This window comes from Acetatifactor muris (assembly GCF_024623325.1).
GTDB classification, from domain to species: domain Bacteria; phylum Bacillota; class Clostridia; order Lachnospirales; family Lachnospiraceae; genus Acetatifactor; species Acetatifactor muris.
Window position 1 is genome coordinate 88,061 of sequence record NZ_JANJZD010000009.1, and the last position, 19,922, is coordinate 107,982.

Genomic DNA, 19,922 nt, shown 5'->3' on the forward strand with positions numbered 1-19,922 from the left:
TCATTTTGCCTGAATCCGGCCTTATGTATCCGCATCGTCCATATCGTCAAGGTCCACAGAACCAATATCCAGCATATTCACCGTACGCCTCTTCAGTCTGGCTTCTTCTGACTCTTTCAATATAAAATCCTTTACGGTTCTGGAATTCTTAATATGCTGCAGCACCAGCTGAGGATGTGTGGTATCCCCCGTATAGCAGGTCACGGTCCCCAGACCGAAAATCTTCTCCGCCAGAGTGGTGCTGTGTGTGACATCCTGAACCTTGTACATATAACAGTCATTCTCCACAGTTTTCAGCAGGCCCTCCGCCACGGTAATCATATCTTCCTTTATCGTATATTTTGTAAACGTAAAGGGAAGTCCGAAAAACAGCCATCTTTTTCTCTCCACAAATTCCATTCCATGCACCGTCCTTTCTAAATTGCTTTCTGTCAGAAACGTCTCGATTCTTCTCAGACGTTTCCTATAGAATACTTTATTTTACCTGGGCTGTCAACCTGGCTTCCTCCCGCTCAGCACCGCTGCCACGACTGCATATTCTCCGCAAAAATGCCTTGTTCCTGCCGGTATCCCGCAGCCATGCCGGGTAAAATCGGACGCTGCGCCGTCATTTCAAAGAGCAGTCCCCGGGCCCATGCCTGGGAACTGTCGAAAAACAGCTGATACAACTTTTTCACTCAGCCTTCAGAAGCAACCTTCGGAAGTTTATTGCGGCAGATTGCCAGTTCTTCGTCCGAGGGAATATAATCGCTCATTTTTCCGTCGTGATATTTTTCATAAGCCATCATATCAAAATATCCCGTACCTGTAAGACCAAACACAATCGTTTTCTCTTCACCGCTTTCCCTGCACCTGACCGCCTCGTCAATGGCCACACGGATTGCGTGAGAGCTTTCCGGCGCGGGCAGAATCCCTTCTACCCTGGCAAAGTATTCTGCCGCGTCAAACACTTCCGTCTGCTTCACACTGACAGCTTCCATCAGACCCTGATGGTACAGCTCGGACAGCGTGGAGCTCATACCGTGATAGCGAAGGCCGCCTGAATGATTGGCGGACGGGATAAAATCGCTTCCCAGTGTATACATTTTGGCAAGGGGACATACCATTCCCGTATCACAGAAGTCGTAGGCATATACGCCTCTGGTAAAGCTGGGGCAGGATGCCGGCTCCACGGCGATAATCCGGCAGTCCGTTTCCCCCCGGAGCTTTTCCCCCATAAACGGTGCAATCAGACCGCCAAGGTTGGAACCGCCTCCGGCACAGCCGATGATGATATCGGGCTTCACTCCGTATTTGTCCATAGCAGCCTTTGTCTCCAGGCCGATAACCGACTGGTGGAGAAGCACCTGATTCAGCACACTGCCCAGAACATAGCGATGGCCTTCGCTGGACACCGCCTTTTCCACTGCCTCGGAGATGGCACAGCCCAGGCTTCCGGTGGTACCCGGATGCTCGGCGAGAATCTTCCTGCCCACTTCGGTCTCCATGGACGGCGAAGGCGTTACCGAAGCCCCATAGGTACGCATTACCTCCCGGCGGAAGGGCTTCTGTTCATAGGAACATTTCACCATATATACCTTACAGTCAAGGCCGAAGAAGGCACATGCCATGGAAAGGGCCGTCCCCCACTGGCCGGCTCCGGTCTCGGTGGTCACACCCTGAAGTCCCTGCTTCTTCGCATAATAGGCCTGGGCGACGGCGGAATTCAGTTTGTGGCTTCCGCTGGTATTGTTGCCCTCGAATTTATAATAGATTTTCGCCGGTGTGCCCAGCTTTTCCTCCAGGCAGTAAGCGCGTACCAAAGGAGACGGACGATACATTTTATAGAAATTACGGATTACCTCCGGGATCTCAAAAAATGCCGTGTCATTATCCAGTTCCTGGGCAATCAGTTCCTCGCAGAAAACGGCTGACAGTTCTTCCGCTTTCATGGGCTGATGGGTACCGGGATTTAAGAGCGGCGCCGGCTTCTGCTTCATATCGGCCCGCAGATTATACCATGTCTTCGGCATCTCTTCTTCATTCAGATATATTTTGTAGGGGATTTTCCCTGTTTTTGTTGTATTCTGCATTATATTACCTCCCTGGGCTCTGTTCATTTTACCATTCAAATAATTGTCTTCAGGTTCCTGTTCTCTTTATGATTCATTCTCTTTCCGCGCCCCTGCGGACGCCAGCGTTTTGTCAGCAGCATTGCATTTCCCTCCTTCAGGGCATATTGGGTGATATGATATCTCATGTCAGGGAAGTTCCGGGCATCCGGTCGAGTCCGCATGGTGTTTTGACAGCAGACTTCCATGTTCCGGCCCGTGCATAAAAAAACGCCCCTGACAGAAAGATCCTCTCTGTCAAGGACGAACAGTTACTGATAACAAACAGTACGACACTATCCGCGGTGCCACCTTGATTCACGGTATGACCCGTGCTCTTGCAGGATACCAACATATCCCCGGCATTTATACGCTTGCCTGCAGCGTCGCAGAATACTCTGTGAAAATGACTCACATTTGACTGCGCCCTCCGCGGTCCATTTGACAACTTGTTTCTCACCTGATTCTCAGCATCACAGGCTCTCTGTAAAGGCATCGCTGCCGTTATCTCCGCTTCAACGGTTTGAAGTATTAAATTTTTTACACTATATCACCTTTTTTTGCCCGTGTCAATAGGTCGGTGAAAATTTATCCTCTCAAAATGTAAGAAAGATGTTCCGGCAAATTCTCTGTTGACAGATCAGAAAAGGTGGTCTATTATAATACCTATCAAATCGGTAGGTATTTCAACTGAAAGGAGAAACCTATATGTCTGATTACAAATTTGAAACTTTACAGCTCCATGCAGGACAGGAACATCCGGACCCGGCAACCGACGCCCGTGCGGTTCCCATCTATGCCACCACTTCCTATGTGTTCCGGGACTCCGCCCATGCGGCGGACCGTTTCGGCCTTACTGATGCCGGCAACATATACGGCAGGCTGACGAATTCCACCCAGGATGTACTGGAACAGCGTGTGGCCGCTCTGGAAGGCGGTGCGGCGGCCCTGGCTCTGGCCTCCGGTGCGGCAGCTATTGCCTATACTCTTGAGGCTCTGGGACAAAACGGCGGTCATTTTGTCGCTCAGAAGACAATTTACGGCGGCAGCTATAACCTTCTGGCACACACACTTCCCACATTCGGCATTACGGCAAGTTTTGTAAATATCCATGATCCTGCCGAAGTGGAAGCCGCCATTCAGGAGAATACACGGGCGATTTACATTGAGACTCTCGGCAATCCCAACAGCGACATTCCCGATATGGACGCTTTGGCGGAACTTGCTCACAGACACGGGCTTCCACTGGTAGTGGATAATACTTTCGGCACCCCGTATCTTATTCGCCCCATCCGACACGGCGCAGATATTGTAGTACATTCCGCCACTAAATTTCTCGGCGGTCACGGTACAACCCTGGGCGGTGTCATCGTGGATTCCGGCAATTTTGACTGGACCGCTTCCGGCAGATATCCGGCAATCGCAGATCCCAGCCCCAGCTATCACGGAGTATCCTTTGTAAAAGCTGCCGGTCCTGCGGCATTTGTGACCTATATCCGCGCCATTTTACTTCGGGACACCGGAGCCACCATCTCCCCCTTTGCGGCATTCCTGCTTCTGCAGGGAATCGAAACCCTTTCCCTGCGGCTGGAACGACATGTGGAAAATACGAAAAAGGTGGTGGAATTCCTTTCGGCCCATCCTCAGGTGGAAAAGGTCAATCATCCTTCTCTGCCCGACCATCCGGACCATGCATTATACTGCAAATACTTCCCCAACGGCGGTGGTTCCATCTTCACTTTTGAGATTAAGGGCGGTATGAAAGAAGCTCACAGGTTTATTGACAGTCTTAAAATTTTCTCACTGCTTGCAAATGTGGCCGATGTGAAGAGCCTGGTGATTCACCCCGCAACCACCACCCACAGTCAGCTCACGGCGGAAGAACTGGAAGATCAGGGAATTAAACCCAATACCATCCGGCTTTCCATTGGCACAGAGCATATCGATGATATCATAGACGATCTGAGGAATGGATTTGACGCAGTAAAATAAAAAAGGATACATAGAAAATAATGAAAATTTATCTGGATAATGCAGCCACCACAAAAATGAGCAAAACAGCAATAGATGCCATGTATCCCTATATGGACACCGTCTACGGGAACCCTTCCAGTCTGCATTCTGCCGGGCAGGCAGCCGCCGAAGCGCTGGCAGAGGCAAGGCGGCAGATTTCCGCCTGCATCGGCGCTTCCCCTGAGGAAATCACTTTTACCTCCGGCGGAAGCGAATCGGATAATCAGGCAATCCTGTCCGCAGCGCGAATAGGAGAACGAAAGGGAAAAAGGCACATTATTTCCACGGCCTTTGAGCACCATGCAGTCCTGCATACCCTGAACAGACTGGAAAAAGAAGGATTTGAAATTACGCTTCTGGACGTTCATGAAAACGGTATCATTGCCCCGGAACAAGTAAAAACCGCACTTCGTGACGACACCTGCCTTGTCACCGTAATGTTTGCCAACAATGAAATCGGAACCATTCAGCCGATAGCGGAAATCGGTAAGATATGCCGCGCCGGAAATGTCCTTTTCCATACGGATGGAGTCCAGGCGGCAGGGCATCTGCACATCAATGTGAACGAACAGAATATTGACATGCTTTCCCTTTCGGCCCATAAATTCCACGGTCCGAAAGGAATCGGCATTCTTTATGCCAGGAAAGGGATTCCTCTGACAACTCTGATTGAAGGCGGCGCCCAGGAACAGGGCAGACGGGCAGGCACCGAGAATATTCCTGCCATTATGGGAATGGCCGCAGCGCTCTGTGAATCCTGCTCCCGGATGGAGGACGCTGCAAAACGGATGTGTTTGCTGCGTGATAAACTTATTGACGGGCTTTCGCATATTCCCCATTCGATTCTCAACGGTGATGCGACAAACCGTCTCCCCGGTAATGTGAACTTCTGTTTTGAAGGCATCGAAGGAGAATCCCTTTTGCTGCTTCTCGACGACAGAGGAATCTGCGCTTCCTCCGGTTCCGCCTGTACTTCCGGCTCCCTTGAACCCAGTCATGTTCTTCTCGCACTCGGCAGAATACACGATATTGCCCATGGTTCTCTTCGTCTTACACTTTCGGAGGATACTACAGAAGAACAAATTCTGTACACTGTAAAATCGGTAACAGAAGCCGTAGAATATCTGCGCGGCATTTCTCCTGTCTGGCGGGATCTTGTCAGCGGAAAAAAAGAATTTATACTTAGGTGAGGTTTTTATTATGGCTTTATACAGCGAAAAAGTGATGGATCACTTCCGTAATCCCAGAAATGCAGGTGTTATTGAAAATGCCGACGGTATCGGCGAAGTGGGAAATGCCAGATGCGGCGACATCATGAAAATCTATCTGAAGATTGAGAATGACATCATTACAGATGCAAAGTTTGAGACTTTCGGGTGCGGCTCCGCCATAGCGTCAAGCTCTATGGCCACCGAGCTGATTAAGGGAAAGCCTGTCTCAGAAGCGCTTACCCTTACCAATCAGGCAGTAGCTCAGGCATTGGACGGACTCCCCGCCCACAAGCTTCATTGTTCCGTGCTGGCGGAGGAAGCAATTAAGAAAGCGCTGCAGGATTATTATGAGAAAAAGGGGATGAAACTATGATGATTTCCACAAAGGGAAGATATGCCCTTCGGGTCATGATCGATCTGGCGGAAAACTTCGGGAAGGGCTATGTTCCCATGAAAGAAGTAGCCGAGAGACAAAATATCTCTCTGAAATATCTGGAACGAATCCTTCCTGTCCTGACCAGGAATAAGCTGATTGAAGGAGTTCAGGGAAGGGGCGGCGGTTACCGGCTGACAGCGGATCCGGGCCGATACCGCGTGGGAGATATCCTGCGCCTTACGGAAGGAGATCTGGCGCCGGTGGCCTGTCTGGGCTGTGATGCGGATGCCTGTGAGCGTGCCGCCGACTGTAAGACACTGCCCATGTGGTCGGAATTCCACAGACTGACCAATGCGTACTTTGACGGAATCTTATTGTCGGATTTCGTGAAATCTTTGGAATCGAATCATACGAATTCCTGACTGTGGAATACCATCCCTATTCGCTGGTACCTATGCGTCAGTTCCTGATATCATACAGTGAAACGGTATTGCCCCTGGAAGTATACGAACAGGCAGTTTTGGAGAAAACCTTTTTGTTGCGGAATGCGATGAAACCTGTGAATATGGAGCTTTAGACCTCTTTATATAACAGCCAAAAGCAAGGACATGATCTCGGCTGCATATTTTCGTCTCTGTCACAGGGATCCTCTGTACACTCCTTTACCTTTATTGTAAAACCAAGCCGCTCATATAAACGAATATTCGCCATATCTGTGGTGTCAACACCAATAGATATCCTTTGATATCCCAAATCCTTTATGTGCTCAATCACATGGCAGATCAACTTTGTCCCCAATCCCTGACCACGGAAATCTGTTCTGACTCTAAATGCACAAAGATATGCCGTTTTTTTGCCATCTGCAAAATCTTTGTCCTCAAGGTCATAGAAAGCATACAACTCTCCAATCAGTTCGCCATCATAGTCGAGCGTCCAGAATTCGGTATTCCCTCTTGTTATGTTATCGCAAAAAAATTTTGCATTAGCAGAAGCGGTGTGAATATTCTCATATCCCCACAATTCCAACAACTCATCCCCTGCTGCTCTTCTAATCTTCATGAGTTTCATCCTCCATATATAAGATTTATCGGTTTGTACTGCGGAAAATTATACTCTCAAAAAAGTTCCTCTTGATAAAAAACCTTATTGTTATCGTCTTCCCAAAAAATGATGGAATAAACCCCATATCTGTGATAAAATGCGAGCAGGAAAACTATATGATATGTCCGTTCAGAAATGAACAATGGAGAGCACAAGATGAATCAATTTGAAGTACTTCTGTGGGATATAGACGGGACACTGCTGGATTTCGCGGCAGCGGAGAAAGCCGCGGTCAGGTCCCTTTTTACAGAATTCGGCCTGGGCGAATGTACCGACGAAATGCTGGCGCGCTACTCTGCAATCAATCAACAATACTGGAAACGGCTGGAGCTGGGCGAGCTGACCAAACCGCAGATTCTAAAAGGGCGTTTCGAGGACTTCTTCCAGGGCGAAGGCCTGGATCCCTCTCTGGGAGCCTCGTTCAACGAAGCCTATCAGCTCCGCCTGGGCGACACCATCGTCTTTCGTGATAACAGCAAAGAACTGGTGGCCTCATTGCGCGGCAAAATCAGACAATATGCAGTATCCAACGGAACCATAATTGCCCAGACCAAAAAGCTTCGTCTTTCCGGCTTTGACCGGCTGATGGACGGCGTCTTTCTGTCCGAGGAAGTGGGCTATGAAAAGCCGGCAGCCGAATTCTTCGACTGTGTCTTCCAGGCAATTGGCTCAGTGGATAAAGGTAAAGTTCTCATTGTAGGCGATTCTCTCACCAGCGATATCACAGGAGGCAATCGCGCCGGTATCAGAACCTGCTGGTACAATCCCGCAGGACTGAGTAACGATACGGACGCAGGAGTTGATTATGAGATTCGCAGCCTGCAGGAGATTCCGGAACTTCTATTCTGAAGAACAGACCAATCTGAAATTATCATTGCAACTCGCCCCGGAACATGGTATCATACTAACAGGATGTTGCGGGACTAAAATCAGCAGTCTCCTGCAAGGACACTGATTCAATTACGGTTGCATACCCTTTGCAGACGGAAATGAATCAATGGGCTTTGTGTCCTTGCAGGTGACTGCGGAACTAAAATAAGCAGCCTCCTCCAAGGACACTGATTCAATTACGGATGCATACTCTTTGCAGACGGAAATGAATCAATGGGCTTTGTGTCCTTGCAGGTGGCTGCGGAACTATAATCAGCAGTCTCCTGCAAGGACACTGATTCAGTTACGGATGCATACCTTTTGCAGACGGAAATGAATCAATGGGCTTTGTGTCCTTGCAGGTGACTGCGGAACTACAATAAGGAGGTTCACTGATGACAGCAAACGAATGTATCAAAGGCCGCAGAAGTATTCGTAAATTTACGAACCAGCCGGTTTCTCATGAACTGCTTGCGCAGATTGTGGAGACGGCTTCCTATGCTCCCAGCTGGAAGCATACGCAGATTGTTCGCTACATTGCAGTGGAAGGGGAGAAGAAAGCCACGCTGGCAAAATGTACCTCTCTCTATCCGGGCAATGGGAAAATTATGGAAAATGCTCCCATGGTAATCGCCGTCACCATGATCAGAGGCCGCAGCGGTTATGAGAGGGACGGTTCTTTTTCCACTCCCAAAGGAGACAGATGGCAGATGTATGACGCCGGCGCAGCGGGTGAAGCATTTTGTCTCGCCGCGTATGAGCAGGGACTTGGCACCGTTATCATGGGCCTGTTCGACGAAGAAGACGCCTCAAAGCTGCTGGAACTCCCGGAAGACAGGGAGCTGGTGGCTCTGATTCCCATTGGATATCCTGACGAATCCCCCGTGGCTCCCAGAAGAAAAGCAGTGGAAGAATTATTATCTTATCAGTCATAAGCAGGAGTCGAAGAGTTATTCTCTTCGACTCCTTTTTCGGGTGCCTGTGTCCGCGCTGTGACATAAGCCCCGTTTTCAAATGACAGCGCAGAAATGAGGAAAACGAACACTATGAGACATTTGATGAGTCCCCTTGATTTTACCCCCGAAGAGCTGGACCGGCTCTTCGACCTGGCAAACGACATTGAAAGCCATCCCGGCAAATACGCCCATATCTGCGACGGCAGGATTCTGGCCACCTGTTTTTATGAGCCCAGCACGCGCACACGCTTAAGCTTTGAATCAGCCATGACCAGGCTGGGCGGCAGAGTCATCGGCTTCGCCGACGCAACCTCCTCCTCCGCCTCCAAGGGGGAAAGTGTATCGGACACCATCCGTGTCATCTCCGGGTACGCGGATATCTGCGCCATGCGGCATCCGAAGGAAGGAGCTCCCATGGTGGCGGCGGAGAAATCCGGTATCCCTGTCATCAACGCCGGCGACGGAGGACATCAGCATCCCACCCAGACTTTGACTGACCTGCTGACCATCCGCAGCCTGAAAGGGAGACTGGGGGATTTCACCATAGGTCTGTGCGGCGACCTGAAATTCGGCCGAACCGTGCACTCCCTGATTAATGCGCTGATTCGCTATGACAATATCCGTTTTGTCTTCATCTCTCCCGAAGAGCTTCGGGTGCCTGACTATATCACGGATATGCTGAAAGAAAAGGGCATTCCCTTCCAGGAGGTCATCCGTCTGGAAAATGTGATGCCCCAGCTGGACCTTCTGTATATGACCAGAGTTCAAAAGGAGCGATTCTTCAACGAGGAAGATTATGTTCGGCTAAAAGACTTCTATATTCTGAATGCCGACAAAATGCTCCTTGCCAAAAAAGACATGCTGGTGCTTCATCCCCTGCCCAGAGTCAACGAGATATCGGTGGAAGTGGATTCCGACCCCAGAGCGGTCTATTTTAAGCAGGCAAAATATGGCGTGTACGTCCGTATGGCCTTGATTCTGACGCTGCTGGAGCTTGTACCCTAAGCTGTTGGCTTATTCTCATGCATCCTTCACCCAGCTGGCAGGAAGGGAAAGGAACCGCAGGAGCAGGCGGGTTGGATACATGGCAATTGTACTGGCCTGAGTCTATCAGATATAAATATTGCAGTAGAAAGGAAAAAATTATATGCTGAACGTGGGAAAAATCGAAGAAGGCTTCGTGCTGGATCATATTAAAGCAGGGCGCAGCCTGGACATTTATGAACATCTGCAGCTGGATAAACTGGACTGCACCGTGGCTATCATCAAAAATGCCAGAAGCAATAAAATGGAAAAAAAGGACATTCTGAAAGTAGAATGCGATATCGACATGCTTGACCTGGATGTGCTTGCGTTCATTGACCACAATATCACTGTCAATGTGATTAAAAACGGAGAAATCGTGGAGAAAAAAGAACTGGCACTGCCGAAGCAGATTAAAAATGTCATCAAATGCCACAACCCCAGATGCATTACCTCCATCGAGCAGGAGCTCCCCCATATTTTCTGTCTGGCCGATATCGACAGAGAAGTGTACCGCTGCAAATACTGTGAAGAAAAGTATATGGCTTCCGCAAAATGGAACTGATCTGAATATGCGGACAGAGACTTCTGAAAAAATAACGCTCACTGTGTAAGTGAGCGTTATTGCACTTCTGCTTTTCACCCGGAATCAAAACTTTCCGACTTCCTATATCTCCGTCAGCTCATATTCCCGGCTTCCCACGCCGATTTTCGCGGCGGCTTCCACTGTATGAACACCGTTTCTGGACTCAATCCTCTCCAGCAGATGATCTCTGCCCGTATCCTTGGATGCATACACCAGATCCAGACATGCCTGATCCAGCGCCACCGGATCCAGCGAAGCCAGAATGCCGATATCACCCATGGCCGGATCTTCCGCCACAGCACAGCAGTCACAGTCCACCGACATATTCTTCATCACATTTATAAATGCAATCCTGTCTCCGAACCTGTCCATAATAGATTTGCTGGCATCCGCCATGGACTCCAGGAAAGAATCATGGTCAGAATTCCAGAAATTATTTACATCTCCAACTCCGTGGATATATGCCTTACCGTGAGAGGAAGCCAGGCCAATGGAGATATTTTTCAGCGCCCCGCCAAAACCTCCCATGGGATGCCCCTTAAAATGAGACAGAACCAGCATGGAATCATATTTTTCAATATTCTTTCCCACATAATTCTTCTGTATCTTCTGCCCCTCCGGTATGGAATATTCAATCTCGCCTTCCGCATCCAGAATATCCACTTCCGCAATGTCTGCCCATCCATGAAGCTTCATAGTCTCCTGATGTGCCTCCGTGGTATTCCGCTTTCCTTCATATGCGGTATTACACTCCACAATTGTACCCTTCACCCTGTCAATTACAGACTTCATCAGCTCCGGACGCAGGAAATTCTGATTCCCCACCTCGCCGGAATGAAGCTTCACCGCAACTTTCCCCGTCAGCTCCACGCCCATAGCCTCGTACATTTTAATCATAGCCTCCGGGGTAATCTCCTTCGTAAAATATACCTTTGCCTTTCCCATATAAAACCACCTTTCTTTGCTCCGGCTGTTTTGATTTCTGCCGGAAATATCCTTATTTTATCACAGTTTATACCGGGGAGACAAGCAGGAATTGCAGAGAGGATTCTTCCCTGTACGCTTAATTATGCCATGCAGTGATATTAACACATTCATCATCAGAACCTGTCACTTCTAAATAATACTTTGTCCAGGAAATTCCGCCACTATTACCTATTGCAAAAGATTCCAAATCGGTTTCTGCACACCATTCAGGTTGTCCTTTTTCAAGGTAAATCCACCCTGTCCCCCAACTACATCCATTATAGCCATCCATATGCAGATTCCAGTCTTCTATTGGATATTTCCCGATTGTCTCATCCCAGTTACCCTTTAATGAGGGATCCCAGGTAATACCGCCTGCTTCCATCAAAGAGCGATAAACTGCTATGGCCTCTTCAGGTGTATATTTATCGCTTACAGGAGCTTCTGCAGGTTCATCATCAACAGGAGCCTCTGCAGGTTTATCATCAACAGGAACCTCTACAGGTTCTGCCTTTGCCTGTTCCTTTGTTTTACTGTTAGCCAAAGCATCTTCAAATCCTGCAAATCTTTGGTTGTCATCAAGATAGAAGAAATCCAATTCATCATCAGTCTCTTCTGTAATCAGGCTGTCAGTGTCAGCCGGTTCAGGGGACGCAGTAATTTCTTCCTGTTTCACCTCTTCGGAACTTATAGGAGGTTCCCTCTCCTGTGATACTTCAACCTCAGAACTTTCTGTAATATCTGTGCCTGTGGCTGTTTCTGCTTCTTTGTTCCCGCAGCCTCCAGACATCATCACTGCAATCAGTACAACTGCCAAAAGATTCTTCCTTTTCATAGTGATTCTCCTTAAAGTAAAATCAGTCACTGATATCAATGCCCATAGCTGTTGAATTCTTCATCAGTAATCATATCCTTATAGTAAATCTGACAGATAATGTAATCATCCGTATCCTCTGTACACACAACAGAATATGTCTTATAAGACAGAATTGAGATTTCTTCTCTGTATTTATAGTAATAATCATATACCCAGTAGACAGGTGTATCAGTTTCAGGATTATAATACATCGGTATTCTGAACTCCAACAGTTCCATATCATCTGTAGATTCTGTGAAGACAGGAGCATCGTAATTACGATTTCCCAGACTCTCTTTAATCATAGCTTCAAGTTCTGTAGTGGTAAGTGCAATTAAATTACCATCTGTAATATAATCCTTCATCACATACAGATAATCATAGTCAGTTCCTTCAACAGGATTTTCAAATCTTGCCCAAAAGTTTGAAGCAGATCCTGTTATTGATATCGTCGAACCTGTTTTGATATATCCTACTTCAATGCCATCACCATTAAAAACAGGAACATCTTCAGGAGCTTTAAGAACATCATTTACAGGCTCAAAGGTTTTATCTTTCTGCCCTTCATAGTCTCCATACTTTGCAATTTCATCAAACAACACGATGCTCTCATTCTCTGTACCTGTGGTATCAGAAGCTGCTTCTTCCTCTCCGCCGGCTTCCTCTGAACCTGTACTTTCACCAGCAGGGGAATCATCCGTATCTGCTTCATGCTCAACAGCACTACTGTTTTCAGGAATCTCCTGATTTGTTATATCTGTCTTCTCTCCACACCCTGTAAGCAACGATGCTGCAAACATCCATGTCAATAATGTCACCACTGTTTTCTTTCCCATTTTTCTACTTCCTTTCCACTCCGACATCTTATCTGCCTTATCTCCTGAATTTCAGTTCATAAATCCTTATCTCGTCAGCCTGTACATCATAGCTTCCCTCTACGGCTTCCCCTTCAGGATCAATAACGAGATTTCCATAACCATCAATAGTAAACGCACACTTTTTACTTGAATTTCCTTCGGAGACAAGTACTGTATCATCATTAAAAAATTCCAGCTTAGCTCCTCTGTTTGCAGTATATCTTCCATATGGTTTCGGAATATACACAGGTATGGCATTGCCGCCTGTCATAATCGCATCTACATTACCCTGATTAATCTCACACCAGACGATAGGAATTTCATTGCCTGATTTCAGGGATTGATAATACTGATCCGCTTCTGTTCCTGTTATATCCCTTCCGTCAACATTATATATCTTACTGTGACCTTCGCTGTCCGGGCTTCCATCTGGATCTTCGGAAACCTGTAAGGCCGCATCCGTAAATTCCCCTGTGCGGAGGTTCCAGAAATTTGTATGCCCCTGCCCTGCTTCAACCATTGTCATCAGTATTCCTGTGTCATAATAATGCCATGAATTTGCATCCAGCGGTTCGTAAATTTTATCTCCGTCGAAATCTGATACTTCTCCTGTGTTTCTGTCATATTTCAGGATATTGAATATGGTGATCCACTTTGCTCCCCCATAAGGACTTATATCACTGGCGCTCCCTAATAAAATCTCATCTTCCCCATCCTGGTCAATATCCAGCAGTGCAAAAATCAGATGTTCATATTCCATCCCCCGGGGATAATATGCGCTGTTTCCTGCTGAATTCAGCAGTATATCACTTAACGGACCATCTTCATCTGCCTGTTCCATCCATGCATAATCCCCTGGTATTGCCTCACCGAACTCCATGGAAATCATCTGGAATCCAAAGGGGCTGTCATCATTTTTTATGGCTGTAAGCTCATAAGGACAACCTGTCTCCATGATACCCTCTGCTACCCAGAGGAAAAAAGTACCCCTTATCTTATATGTGCCATCTGACATTACCTCTGCTCCGTCAATATATGTATCCTCCAGCACGAAGTCACCCACCATGTCAAACACCACCCTGTCGCCTTCACAAAATGCTGATACATCTGCATTTTCCATGCCAAACACATTTTTCAGATAACTTTGCACATCCTCCTCCCTGCAATATCTGATCAGGGTAGCATCATCTGTCTCTGTGGGCGGCAGATACTCTGTATAGGACTTGTCTGTCAAACCCATATTTCCAATCACATCGATCAGCTTCATATTCATTGATACGTCATCCGTGGGATAACTGCTGCCATATGCATCGCCACCAAAGAAATAGCTGTTGAGGGAGAGCATGCCAGCCAGCGTTTCAATGTCTTTTTGTTCTTTTTCTGACAAAGTGAGTATCCCTGTGGGGTCATTCTTTTCTTCCGATACCGGTTCCTCTGCCGTCTCCTCCATCGGGGCACTTTCCCGCGCCGTTTCCTGCCGGGATTCTATATTCCCCTTTCCACATCCTGCAATGGATGCCGCCAATATTGCCATCAGCAAACCAGGTATGATCTTCTTTTTCATTGTCTTCACCTTTTCTCCATTTACACATTCTATTTTTACAATCAGTTTTTCAACGCGGCTCCAATTATAAATATATACTCATCGCATCCGCTATTGTCTGTTCATCCAGCGGCTTGTAATCAATGGGCTGATAGATTGCCTCCAGTTCTTCCACCCTCTGCAGGCCCTGTTCATAGGTGAGCTCCGTTATTGAATTATTTGCTTCAATTTCTGCGGACACGCCTTCTCCAAAGCTGTCTGTTATCACCCGAACCATTTCCACGATCTCAAAATCTACCATTCTGTAAGCCAATCCATCACCAGGATTGTAGGGCTGATAATAATCATCCTTATCAGATATATATAAATTCCGTTGGTGTACTCCCATATCCCACAGCAGGGCCAAGGCCATATCTATATGATGGGAATGGCTTTACTTCTTTCGTAAAATAATGGAAATAATATATTTCAATTGTATGGTTCTCTTCCGTGCTTTTTAACAGGATTTCGGGAACCCCATCCGCATCCAGATCATGCAGTTCAAAGCCTTCATATACACTATGATCCAGCCCCAACAGGTATTCTGTATAGATACTCTGCCAGCTGATTTCCTCTTGTAATCCTCCACTTTCAAAATCATTTGATTCAGCAGTATCCTGGGAACTGCCCATATCTATTGCATCTGCATTTTGGACAGTTTCATTTCCCTGAAGCTGCCGGACCTGTTCTGGCACAGCATCGTCCCTCTCCTGCTTCCCATTCCACAAAAGCACTGTTCCACCGATGATGCCAACTGCCAATATGGAAGCCATCATTTTTGTCTTCACGGAGGCCTTTGTAAGCTTCCTGATGATTCTTCCGATGCCCGTTGCCGATGAACCAGATGCAAGCACACTTTCGGTAACTCCTGTCGGAACAGTACATGCAAGCACATCCTCTTTGAAAAGCAGAAGCAGAAGCGGTGCAGCACTGTAAAGCTTTGTACCCTGTTTCTTTTCCAGTGCAAGCACATTTTCCTTAATTTTTGCCCTTGCCCTTGACAGGTTTGTCTTGACGGTATTCTCCGGGATTCCCAGCTCCTGTGCTATCTCTGATTGTTTCTGTTCATTGTAATAAAATGCTATGATACAAAGTTTCTGCATTTCTGTGAGCTGGGTGTCAATGATCTCCCTGACAAGCCTCTGCTTCTCCCTGTCCTGCATGATATCTTCCGGAATGATGCTGTCATTATCTGTAAGATTTTCAAAAGTATCATCTTCTTCGTGCAAAAGCACATACTTCTTATTCTTTTTCAGCCATGCATAGCATTTTCTGGTGGCAATGGTCCCAGCCCATGAAAGGAACCTGTTTTCATTGTCCAGCTGTGCAATGTTCTTACTGATTTCCACATAAGTATCCTGCATGATATCACAGACCGCATCCTGCACATTGTCATTGCCGCTCATAACTTTATAGATACAGGTATATATGTATTTACTCGATTCCTCATAGATCTGGTTAAAAGCCTCTCCCTTTCCTTCCCTGTATTTTCTCACTGCCTGCCTTAATTCCGCTGTTGGTTCCATAAATCCGCTCCTTCATAAGTATTCTGTTTTTCTATTTCTTCTTTAAATTTAATCCCCTGTTCTATCGGTTTCACTTCCTTCAGCTTTTACAGGAATTTCTTTTTTATTCTTTTCATTTTGCCCTCCTGAAATTTTCGCTTTTTCTATCATGTTATATAAGAGAGATTCACTTTTCCAAAAAAGTTTCACTTTTTACAATATTTTTCTTAATTCAATTTTTGCCCTTTCTGTAATAACAACCCCCTTAAAATTATCCTGTTCCAAAATACTGCCTGTCACTTGTACCTCCTGTCCCCTTCCTATAAAAATATGGTCCTTTACCGCCTGCCTGTCAGTAGACAAGATCAGATACAGCCCGTCTTTTCCCTCCATGGAGAACACACAACAATTCCCAATCAGTGTCGGTTCTCCCTGTACAATTCCGAATATCTCCACTCCTTCGCTTCTCTCCTTTCGGAAATCCCTGTTATGGTTACCTGTATAAGGGAGTGCCTGGCTCTCTGAAAGGTTTCACTTAATATCACATTTAATAGATTATGTTCAATTTTTTGCCCCTACAGATTATAACGTATCATCCCATCAGGTGCAAGGAAAATATAAGCAATAAATTGCCTGCACAACATGTAATGAAACAGAATTCCTGCTTCACAAAAAATCTATTGTCATGAAAAAAATGACCTTATAGAAAGGATGCTTCCTCTCTACAAGGTCACTTGAACTTACTCTATTCTCTTTCAGGGGCTATCCCAGATTGCCCTCACAGGCTATTGGGGTGTGCCTGGAGATACCAAAGTCCGGAATCACAGGGAAAGCTCACCGTCACTTTGAACAGATCTCCGTCAACCAGGATCTCCATCTGTCCCTTCTGCAGCTCCACCAGACTTTTGGCAATGGACAATCCCAATCCGTTTCCTTCCATATGGCGGGACTTATCCCCCCGCACGAACCTTTCTTCCAATTCATCCGCCGGAAGATTCAGCGCATATTTGGACATATTTCGGAAAATAATCAATACCCTGCCTTCCTTTTCTTCCACACTCAGATAAACTCTGGATTTTTCCTGTGCGTATTTGCAGATATTATTCAGCAGATTATCAAACACTCTCCACAGGTGCCTGCCGTCCGCCATAATCTTCACCGGTTCTTCAGGCTGCCTGGTAATCAGCTCCAGCTCTTTTTCCTCCATCCTCTGCTGATATTCTCCCACTGCCTGAGAAAGCAGCACCCCCACCTCGCAGCTTTCCGGATTTACCTCCAGATTGCCTGTGGTAGCTTTGGCTGCCTCCATCAAATCCTCCATCAGCTTCTTCAGCCGCCTGGATTGACGGAGCAGCACCTCCGCATATTCCGCTATTTTCGCTCTGTCAACTTCTTCCGGCCGGCAATTATCCATTGCTGCACAGGCAGCATCACTGTTTTCATCGGAAACCTGTTTCCCTGCCCTGGCCGTCTCCTCATAAATCAAATCCGTATAATTAATAATGGAAGTCAGCGGTGTCTTGAGATCATGAGACACATTGGAAATCAGCTCCGTTTTGAGATGCTCGCTCTTTATTTTCTCAGCTACCGCTCTGGCAATACCCTGCCCCAGGCCGTTCAGATTCTCTCCGTGCTCCTTAAACTCGCCGAACATTCCAGCAGTATTCACTTCATAGTCCCCGCGCCCTTCCGCCAGTGCCCTGCTTGCATTCAGCAGCTTTTTACAGGTCACTGCAATATACAGAATGAGGAACAGCAAAATCACTTTTTCCAACGCCCACAACAGCACCCCCGCCTCCGCTCTGACAAACAGGGTCACCCCCACAAGCTCCAGGATGCAGATTCCGAAATAGACCATCACCGTGGTAATGACCAGAGGGATTCTCCCGATCAGGAAACCACCTCCCCGCCAGATTCCCCGCAGTATCTTAAATATCAGACTGGAGCGCCAGCATCTGCCCCTTTTCACTCTCAGTGCAAAGTCCATGAAATAGAAAGTCATACAGACCAGAAGTATGGTCCCTCCCACAGCCAGTGTGACAACCTGCGACAGATCATCCATAAAAGATATAAAATTAAATAAAATATAGGTAAAAAACATTGCGCCGCAGAAAAATATCACTGTCAGTACATCCAGTGGAATTCCCGTCAATACCCCCGGCACAATGTCATTCTGACCACTTCGGTGTCCCGCACTGCACAGCAGGAATATAAAACAGATAATGCAAAACAATATACTTCCCACAGCCAGCCCCGCAGCACCATATCTGAGCTCATACAGCCGGATGGCCTCCTCTGCACTTCTCCGAAAATTGTCGTCACAGGGAAAATCCATATCTATGAAGGCACGATACAGATACTGCTGATCCTCCTTCATTGTATGCCTGTTCACACTCACTTCTCCACTTTCTCCTCTAAAGGGCTGATGCAGATCCATAATGACTGTCCCATCCCGTCCCTCCCCTGTATCCAGGAGAACATTGTCTCTTCCCCTTTCATCAATCCAGATCAGCTGAATGTCAATATTTTTATTTTCACATAACTTCCTGGCCTCCTCAATATCCCCCCAGTCCACCAGAGACGCAAACTCATAGAGCGTATCCATGCATTCTTTTCGCATAGCATCAGTGATTGCCGCATTCCTGCCCTCTGTGTAATATCCGTTTATCCCGATATATATGCAAAAACCTGTAAATAAAAGCCCTGCCAGGCAGCTTCCTGCCAGCAGGAAAAAGGCAATGATTTTCGCCGGCAGAGAACCTGTCAGGCGGTACTTCCTGTTCCTGGATCTGCGCGGGATGCTTTCTTCTTTTTCCGTACTTTCCTGCTGTCTTTCTTCTGTTACCATTGCTTCCTGCTGTAATCTGTCACTCATAATTGTCCTCTTCTTATTTTCATTGCACTTATTTCTTATTTATTTGTTCCTTCTGTTCCGGTATCTCAGTTTTGGATATTCTGTTTTGCACCATTTTCTCTGTATTTTTCGTTTTGTCGCTTTCCTTCCGAAAACATTCAGCCCACAGCCTCACATTTATATCCCTGCCCCCATACCACTTTCAGATACCGGGGTTCTGCCGGGTTAATCTCTACTTTTTCCCGGATATGTCTGATATGTACCGCCACTGTATTTTCACTGCCATAGGCCGGATCATTCCATATTCTCTCATAGATCTCCTTAGGGGAAAAGACCTGTCCCGGATGCTGCATCAACAATTTTAAAATCTCATATTCCGTGGGGGTCAGAAATACCTCCTCCCCGTCCAGAAGCACCTTTTTTCTGACATCATCCAGTTCAATTCCGCCGCATCTGAGCACATCCGGTTTCACATTTCCCGCTCCCAGCTGCATATATCTGCGCAGCTGAGACTTCACTCTCGCAGATACCTCCACCGGATTGAAAGGCTTTGTAATATAATCGTCCGCCCCTATGGTAAGCCCCAGAATCTTATCAGAATCTTCTGATTTGGCCGTCAGCAGAATCACCGGCACATTGCTTCTCTCCCTGACTTTCACCATGGCCTCAATACCGTCCATCTCCGGCATCATTATGTCCATCAGTACCAGATGGATATCCTGCTTCTCCACAATCCCCAGCGCTTCTTTCCCGTTAAAAGCTTCAAACAGATTATAATCGGCATCATTCAGATAAATCTTCAGGGCATTGACAATATCCCTCTCATCGTCACAAATCAGAATGTTGTACATATCAGCTGATATTCCCTCCTCATTCCAGTTCTCTCATACATGTCCTTCTCACTGTTACACATACGGATTCCATTCCGGTCTTACTACATACCTGCCAAAAAGATCTGTGCACTGTTCAGACACTTATAGTCATCCGGATATCTCTTCAGTCGGTACAGATATTGTATCAGATTATTTTTTAATAAAAAACAGGGCAATTATTTAAGAATTAATTAACATTCCCCT

At 46.8% G+C, this 19,922-nt stretch carries 22 protein-coding genes; 8 read left to right on the forward strand and 14 right to left on the reverse strand.

Translation table 11 applies throughout. From position 1 onward, the window contains the following. Positions 1-21 precede the first annotated feature (21 nt). The 3 genes from NSB25_RS10280 to NSB25_RS10290 form a co-directional block, all read right to left on the reverse strand. Entirely contained in the window at positions 22-399 is a 378-nt protein-coding gene (locus tag NSB25_RS10280; protein WP_103239433.1) for a PH domain-containing protein, read from the reverse strand. A 113-nt stretch (positions 400-512) separates the two neighbouring features. After that, positions 513-677 (reverse strand): hypothetical protein, encoded by a 165-nt coding sequence (locus tag NSB25_RS10285; RefSeq protein WP_172455056.1) that lies wholly within the window; start codon positions 675-677, stop codon positions 513-515. After that, entirely contained in the window at positions 678-2,072 is a 1,395-nt protein-coding gene (locus tag NSB25_RS10290; RefSeq protein ID WP_103239515.1) for a TrpB-like pyridoxal phosphate-dependent enzyme, read from the reverse strand. It abuts the gene before it with no gap. A gap of 726 nt (positions 2,073-2,798) precedes the next feature. Here NSB25_RS10290 and NSB25_RS10295 point away from each other — a divergent pair. The 4 genes from NSB25_RS10295 to NSB25_RS10310 are packed head-to-tail and all read left to right on the forward strand — an operon-like array spanning position 2,799 to position 6,112. Continuing rightward, entirely contained in the window at positions 2,799-4,082 is a 1,284-nt protein-coding gene (locus NSB25_RS10295; RefSeq protein WP_103239431.1) for an O-acetylhomoserine aminocarboxypropyltransferase/cysteine synthase family protein, read from the forward strand. Positions 4,083-4,102: 20 nt separating this feature from the next. Then, complete coding sequence (locus NSB25_RS10300; RefSeq protein WP_103239430.1) at positions 4,103-5,293, forward strand: cysteine desulfurase family protein; 1,191 nt, start codon at positions 4,103-4,105, stop codon at positions 5,291-5,293. A gap of 10 nt (positions 5,294-5,303) precedes the next feature. Then, on the forward strand, positions 5,304-5,687 hold the full coding sequence (nifU, locus tag NSB25_RS10305; protein ID WP_103239429.1) for a Fe-S cluster assembly scaffold protein NifU: 384 nt from the start codon (positions 5,304-5,306) through the stop codon (positions 5,685-5,687). Then, entirely contained in the window at positions 5,684-6,112 is a 429-nt protein-coding gene (locus NSB25_RS10310) for an RrF2 family transcriptional regulator (protein ID WP_103239428.1), read from the forward strand. Before nifU ends, NSB25_RS10310 begins: the two co-directional genes overlap by 4 nt. A 151-nt stretch (positions 6,113-6,263) precedes the next feature. Here NSB25_RS10310 and NSB25_RS10315 read toward each other — a convergent pair whose 3' ends face one another. After that, positions 6,264-6,758, reverse strand: coding sequence for a GNAT family N-acetyltransferase (locus NSB25_RS10315; RefSeq protein ID WP_103239427.1), 495 nt, complete (start codon positions 6,756-6,758; stop codon positions 6,264-6,266). A gap of 189 nt (positions 6,759-6,947) precedes the next feature. Between NSB25_RS10315 and NSB25_RS10320 the strand changes: the two genes are divergently transcribed. The 4 genes from NSB25_RS10320 (at position 6,948) to NSB25_RS10335 (ending at position 10,205) form a co-directional block, all read left to right on the forward strand. After that, complete coding sequence (locus NSB25_RS10320; protein WP_103239514.1) at positions 6,948-7,640, forward strand: YjjG family noncanonical pyrimidine nucleotidase; 693 nt, start codon at positions 6,948-6,950, stop codon at positions 7,638-7,640. A 416-nt stretch (positions 7,641-8,056) separates the two neighbouring features. Further along, on the forward strand, positions 8,057-8,596 hold the full coding sequence (locus NSB25_RS10325) for a nitroreductase family protein (RefSeq protein ID WP_103239426.1): 540 nt from the start codon (positions 8,057-8,059) through the stop codon (positions 8,594-8,596). A 111-nt stretch (positions 8,597-8,707) separates the two neighbouring features. Continuing rightward, positions 8,708-9,622, forward strand: coding sequence for an aspartate carbamoyltransferase (gene pyrB, locus NSB25_RS10330; RefSeq protein WP_103239425.1), 915 nt, complete (start codon positions 8,708-8,710; stop codon positions 9,620-9,622). A gap of 142 nt (positions 9,623-9,764) precedes the next feature. Continuing rightward, complete coding sequence (locus tag NSB25_RS10335) at positions 9,765-10,205, forward strand: aspartate carbamoyltransferase regulatory subunit (protein ID WP_103239424.1); 441 nt, start codon at positions 9,765-9,767, stop codon at positions 10,203-10,205. A 102-nt stretch (positions 10,206-10,307) separates the two neighbouring features. On the opposite strand, the gene NSB25_RS10340 is transcribed toward NSB25_RS10335, so the two are convergent. The 10 genes from NSB25_RS10340 to NSB25_RS10385 form a co-directional block, all read right to left on the reverse strand. Beyond that, on the reverse strand, positions 10,308-11,171 hold the full coding sequence (locus NSB25_RS10340) for a DUF362 domain-containing protein (RefSeq protein ID WP_103239423.1): 864 nt from the start codon (positions 11,169-11,171) through the stop codon (positions 10,308-10,310). Between the two features lie 118 nt (positions 11,172-11,289). Further along, the gene (locus NSB25_RS10345; RefSeq protein ID WP_103239422.1) at positions 11,290-12,027 is read right to left on the reverse strand and encodes a hypothetical protein; all 738 of its coding nucleotides are present in this window, start codon (positions 12,025-12,027) and stop codon (positions 11,290-11,292) included. 35 nt (positions 12,028-12,062) lie between these two features. Further along, positions 12,063-12,884 carry a hypothetical protein gene (locus NSB25_RS10350; RefSeq protein WP_103239421.1) on the reverse strand — a complete coding sequence of 274 codons (822 nt, stop codon included), beginning with the start codon at positions 12,882-12,884 and terminating at the stop codon, positions 12,063-12,065. Between the two features lie 37 nt (positions 12,885-12,921). Then, positions 12,922-14,469: a hypothetical protein gene (locus NSB25_RS10355; protein ID WP_103239420.1), complete on the reverse strand. Its 1,548-nt coding sequence runs from the start codon at positions 14,467-14,469 to the stop codon at positions 12,922-12,924. Positions 14,470-14,533: 64 nt separating this feature from the next. After that, the gene (locus NSB25_RS10360) at positions 14,534-14,761 is read right to left on the reverse strand and encodes a hypothetical protein (protein WP_103239419.1); all 228 of its coding nucleotides are present in this window, start codon (positions 14,759-14,761) and stop codon (positions 14,534-14,536) included. A gap of 40 nt (positions 14,762-14,801) precedes the next feature. Next, positions 14,802-16,013 carry an RNA polymerase sigma factor gene (locus NSB25_RS10365; protein WP_103239418.1) on the reverse strand — a complete coding sequence of 404 codons (1,212 nt, stop codon included), beginning with the start codon at positions 16,011-16,013 and terminating at the stop codon, positions 14,802-14,804. Between the two features lie 48 nt (positions 16,014-16,061). Continuing rightward, positions 16,062-16,202: a hypothetical protein gene (locus NSB25_RS10370; protein WP_172455055.1), complete on the reverse strand. Its 141-nt coding sequence runs from the start codon at positions 16,200-16,202 to the stop codon at positions 16,062-16,064. Positions 16,203-16,205: 3 nt separating this feature from the next. Next, positions 16,206-16,448 carry a hypothetical protein gene (locus NSB25_RS10375; protein ID WP_103239417.1) on the reverse strand — a complete coding sequence of 81 codons (243 nt, stop codon included), beginning with the start codon at positions 16,446-16,448 and terminating at the stop codon, positions 16,206-16,208. A gap of 322 nt (positions 16,449-16,770) precedes the next feature. Then, on the reverse strand, positions 16,771-18,867 hold the full coding sequence (locus tag NSB25_RS10380) for a sensor histidine kinase (protein WP_103239416.1): 2,097 nt from the start codon (positions 18,865-18,867) through the stop codon (positions 16,771-16,773). Between the two features lie 137 nt (positions 18,868-19,004). Beyond that, positions 19,005-19,697, reverse strand: a complete 693-nt coding sequence (locus NSB25_RS10385) for a response regulator transcription factor (protein ID WP_103239415.1) — start codon at positions 19,695-19,697, stop codon at positions 19,005-19,007. Positions 19,698-19,922 lie beyond the last annotated feature (225 nt).

Bases quoted from the DNA above. Each gene is read 5' to 3' on its own strand.
- NSB25_RS10280 (WP_103239433.1), bottom strand. From the start codon at position 399: ATGGAATTTGTGGAGAGAAAAAGATGGCTGTTTTTCGGACTTCCCTTT.
- NSB25_RS10290 (WP_103239515.1), bottom strand. From the start codon at position 2,072: ATGCAGAATACAACAAAAACAGGGAAAATCCCCTACAAAATATATCTG.
- NSB25_RS10295 (WP_103239431.1), top strand. From the start codon at position 2,799: ATGTCTGATTACAAATTTGAAACTTTACAGCTCCATGCAGGACAGGAA.
- NSB25_RS10300 (WP_103239430.1), top strand. From the start codon at position 4,103: ATGAAAATTTATCTGGATAATGCAGCCACCACAAAAATGAGCAAAACA.
- nifU (WP_103239429.1), top strand. From the start codon at position 5,304: ATGGCTTTATACAGCGAAAAAGTGATGGATCACTTCCGTAATCCCAGA.
- NSB25_RS10310 (WP_103239428.1), top strand. From the start codon at position 5,684: ATGATGATTTCCACAAAGGGAAGATATGCCCTTCGGGTCATGATCGAT.
- NSB25_RS10315 (WP_103239427.1), bottom strand. From the start codon at position 6,758: ATGAAACTCATGAAGATTAGAAGAGCAGCAGGGGATGAGTTGTTGGAA.
- NSB25_RS10320 (WP_103239514.1), top strand. From the start codon at position 6,948: ATGAATCAATTTGAAGTACTTCTGTGGGATATAGACGGGACACTGCTG.
- NSB25_RS10325 (WP_103239426.1), top strand. From the start codon at position 8,057: ATGACAGCAAACGAATGTATCAAAGGCCGCAGAAGTATTCGTAAATTT.
- pyrB (WP_103239425.1), top strand. From the start codon at position 8,708: ATGAGACATTTGATGAGTCCCCTTGATTTTACCCCCGAAGAGCTGGAC.
- NSB25_RS10335 (WP_103239424.1), top strand. From the start codon at position 9,765: ATGCTGAACGTGGGAAAAATCGAAGAAGGCTTCGTGCTGGATCATATT.
- NSB25_RS10340 (WP_103239423.1), bottom strand. From the start codon at position 11,171: ATGGGAAAGGCAAAGGTATATTTTACGAAGGAGATTACCCCGGAGGCT.
- NSB25_RS10345 (WP_103239422.1), bottom strand. From the start codon at position 12,027: ATGAAAAGGAAGAATCTTTTGGCAGTTGTACTGATTGCAGTGATGATG.
- NSB25_RS10350 (WP_103239421.1), bottom strand. From the start codon at position 12,884: ATGGGAAAGAAAACAGTGGTGACATTATTGACATGGATGTTTGCAGCA.
- NSB25_RS10355 (WP_103239420.1), bottom strand. From the start codon at position 14,469: ATGAAAAAGAAGATCATACCTGGTTTGCTGATGGCAATATTGGCGGCA.
- NSB25_RS10365 (WP_103239418.1), bottom strand. From the start codon at position 16,013: ATGGAACCAACAGCGGAATTAAGGCAGGCAGTGAGAAAATACAGGGAA.
- NSB25_RS10380 (WP_103239416.1), bottom strand. From the start codon at position 18,867: ATGAGTGACAGATTACAGCAGGAAGCAATGGTAACAGAAGAAAGACAG.
- NSB25_RS10385 (WP_103239415.1), bottom strand. From the start codon at position 19,697: ATGTACAACATTCTGATTTGTGACGATGAGAGGGATATTGTCAATGCC.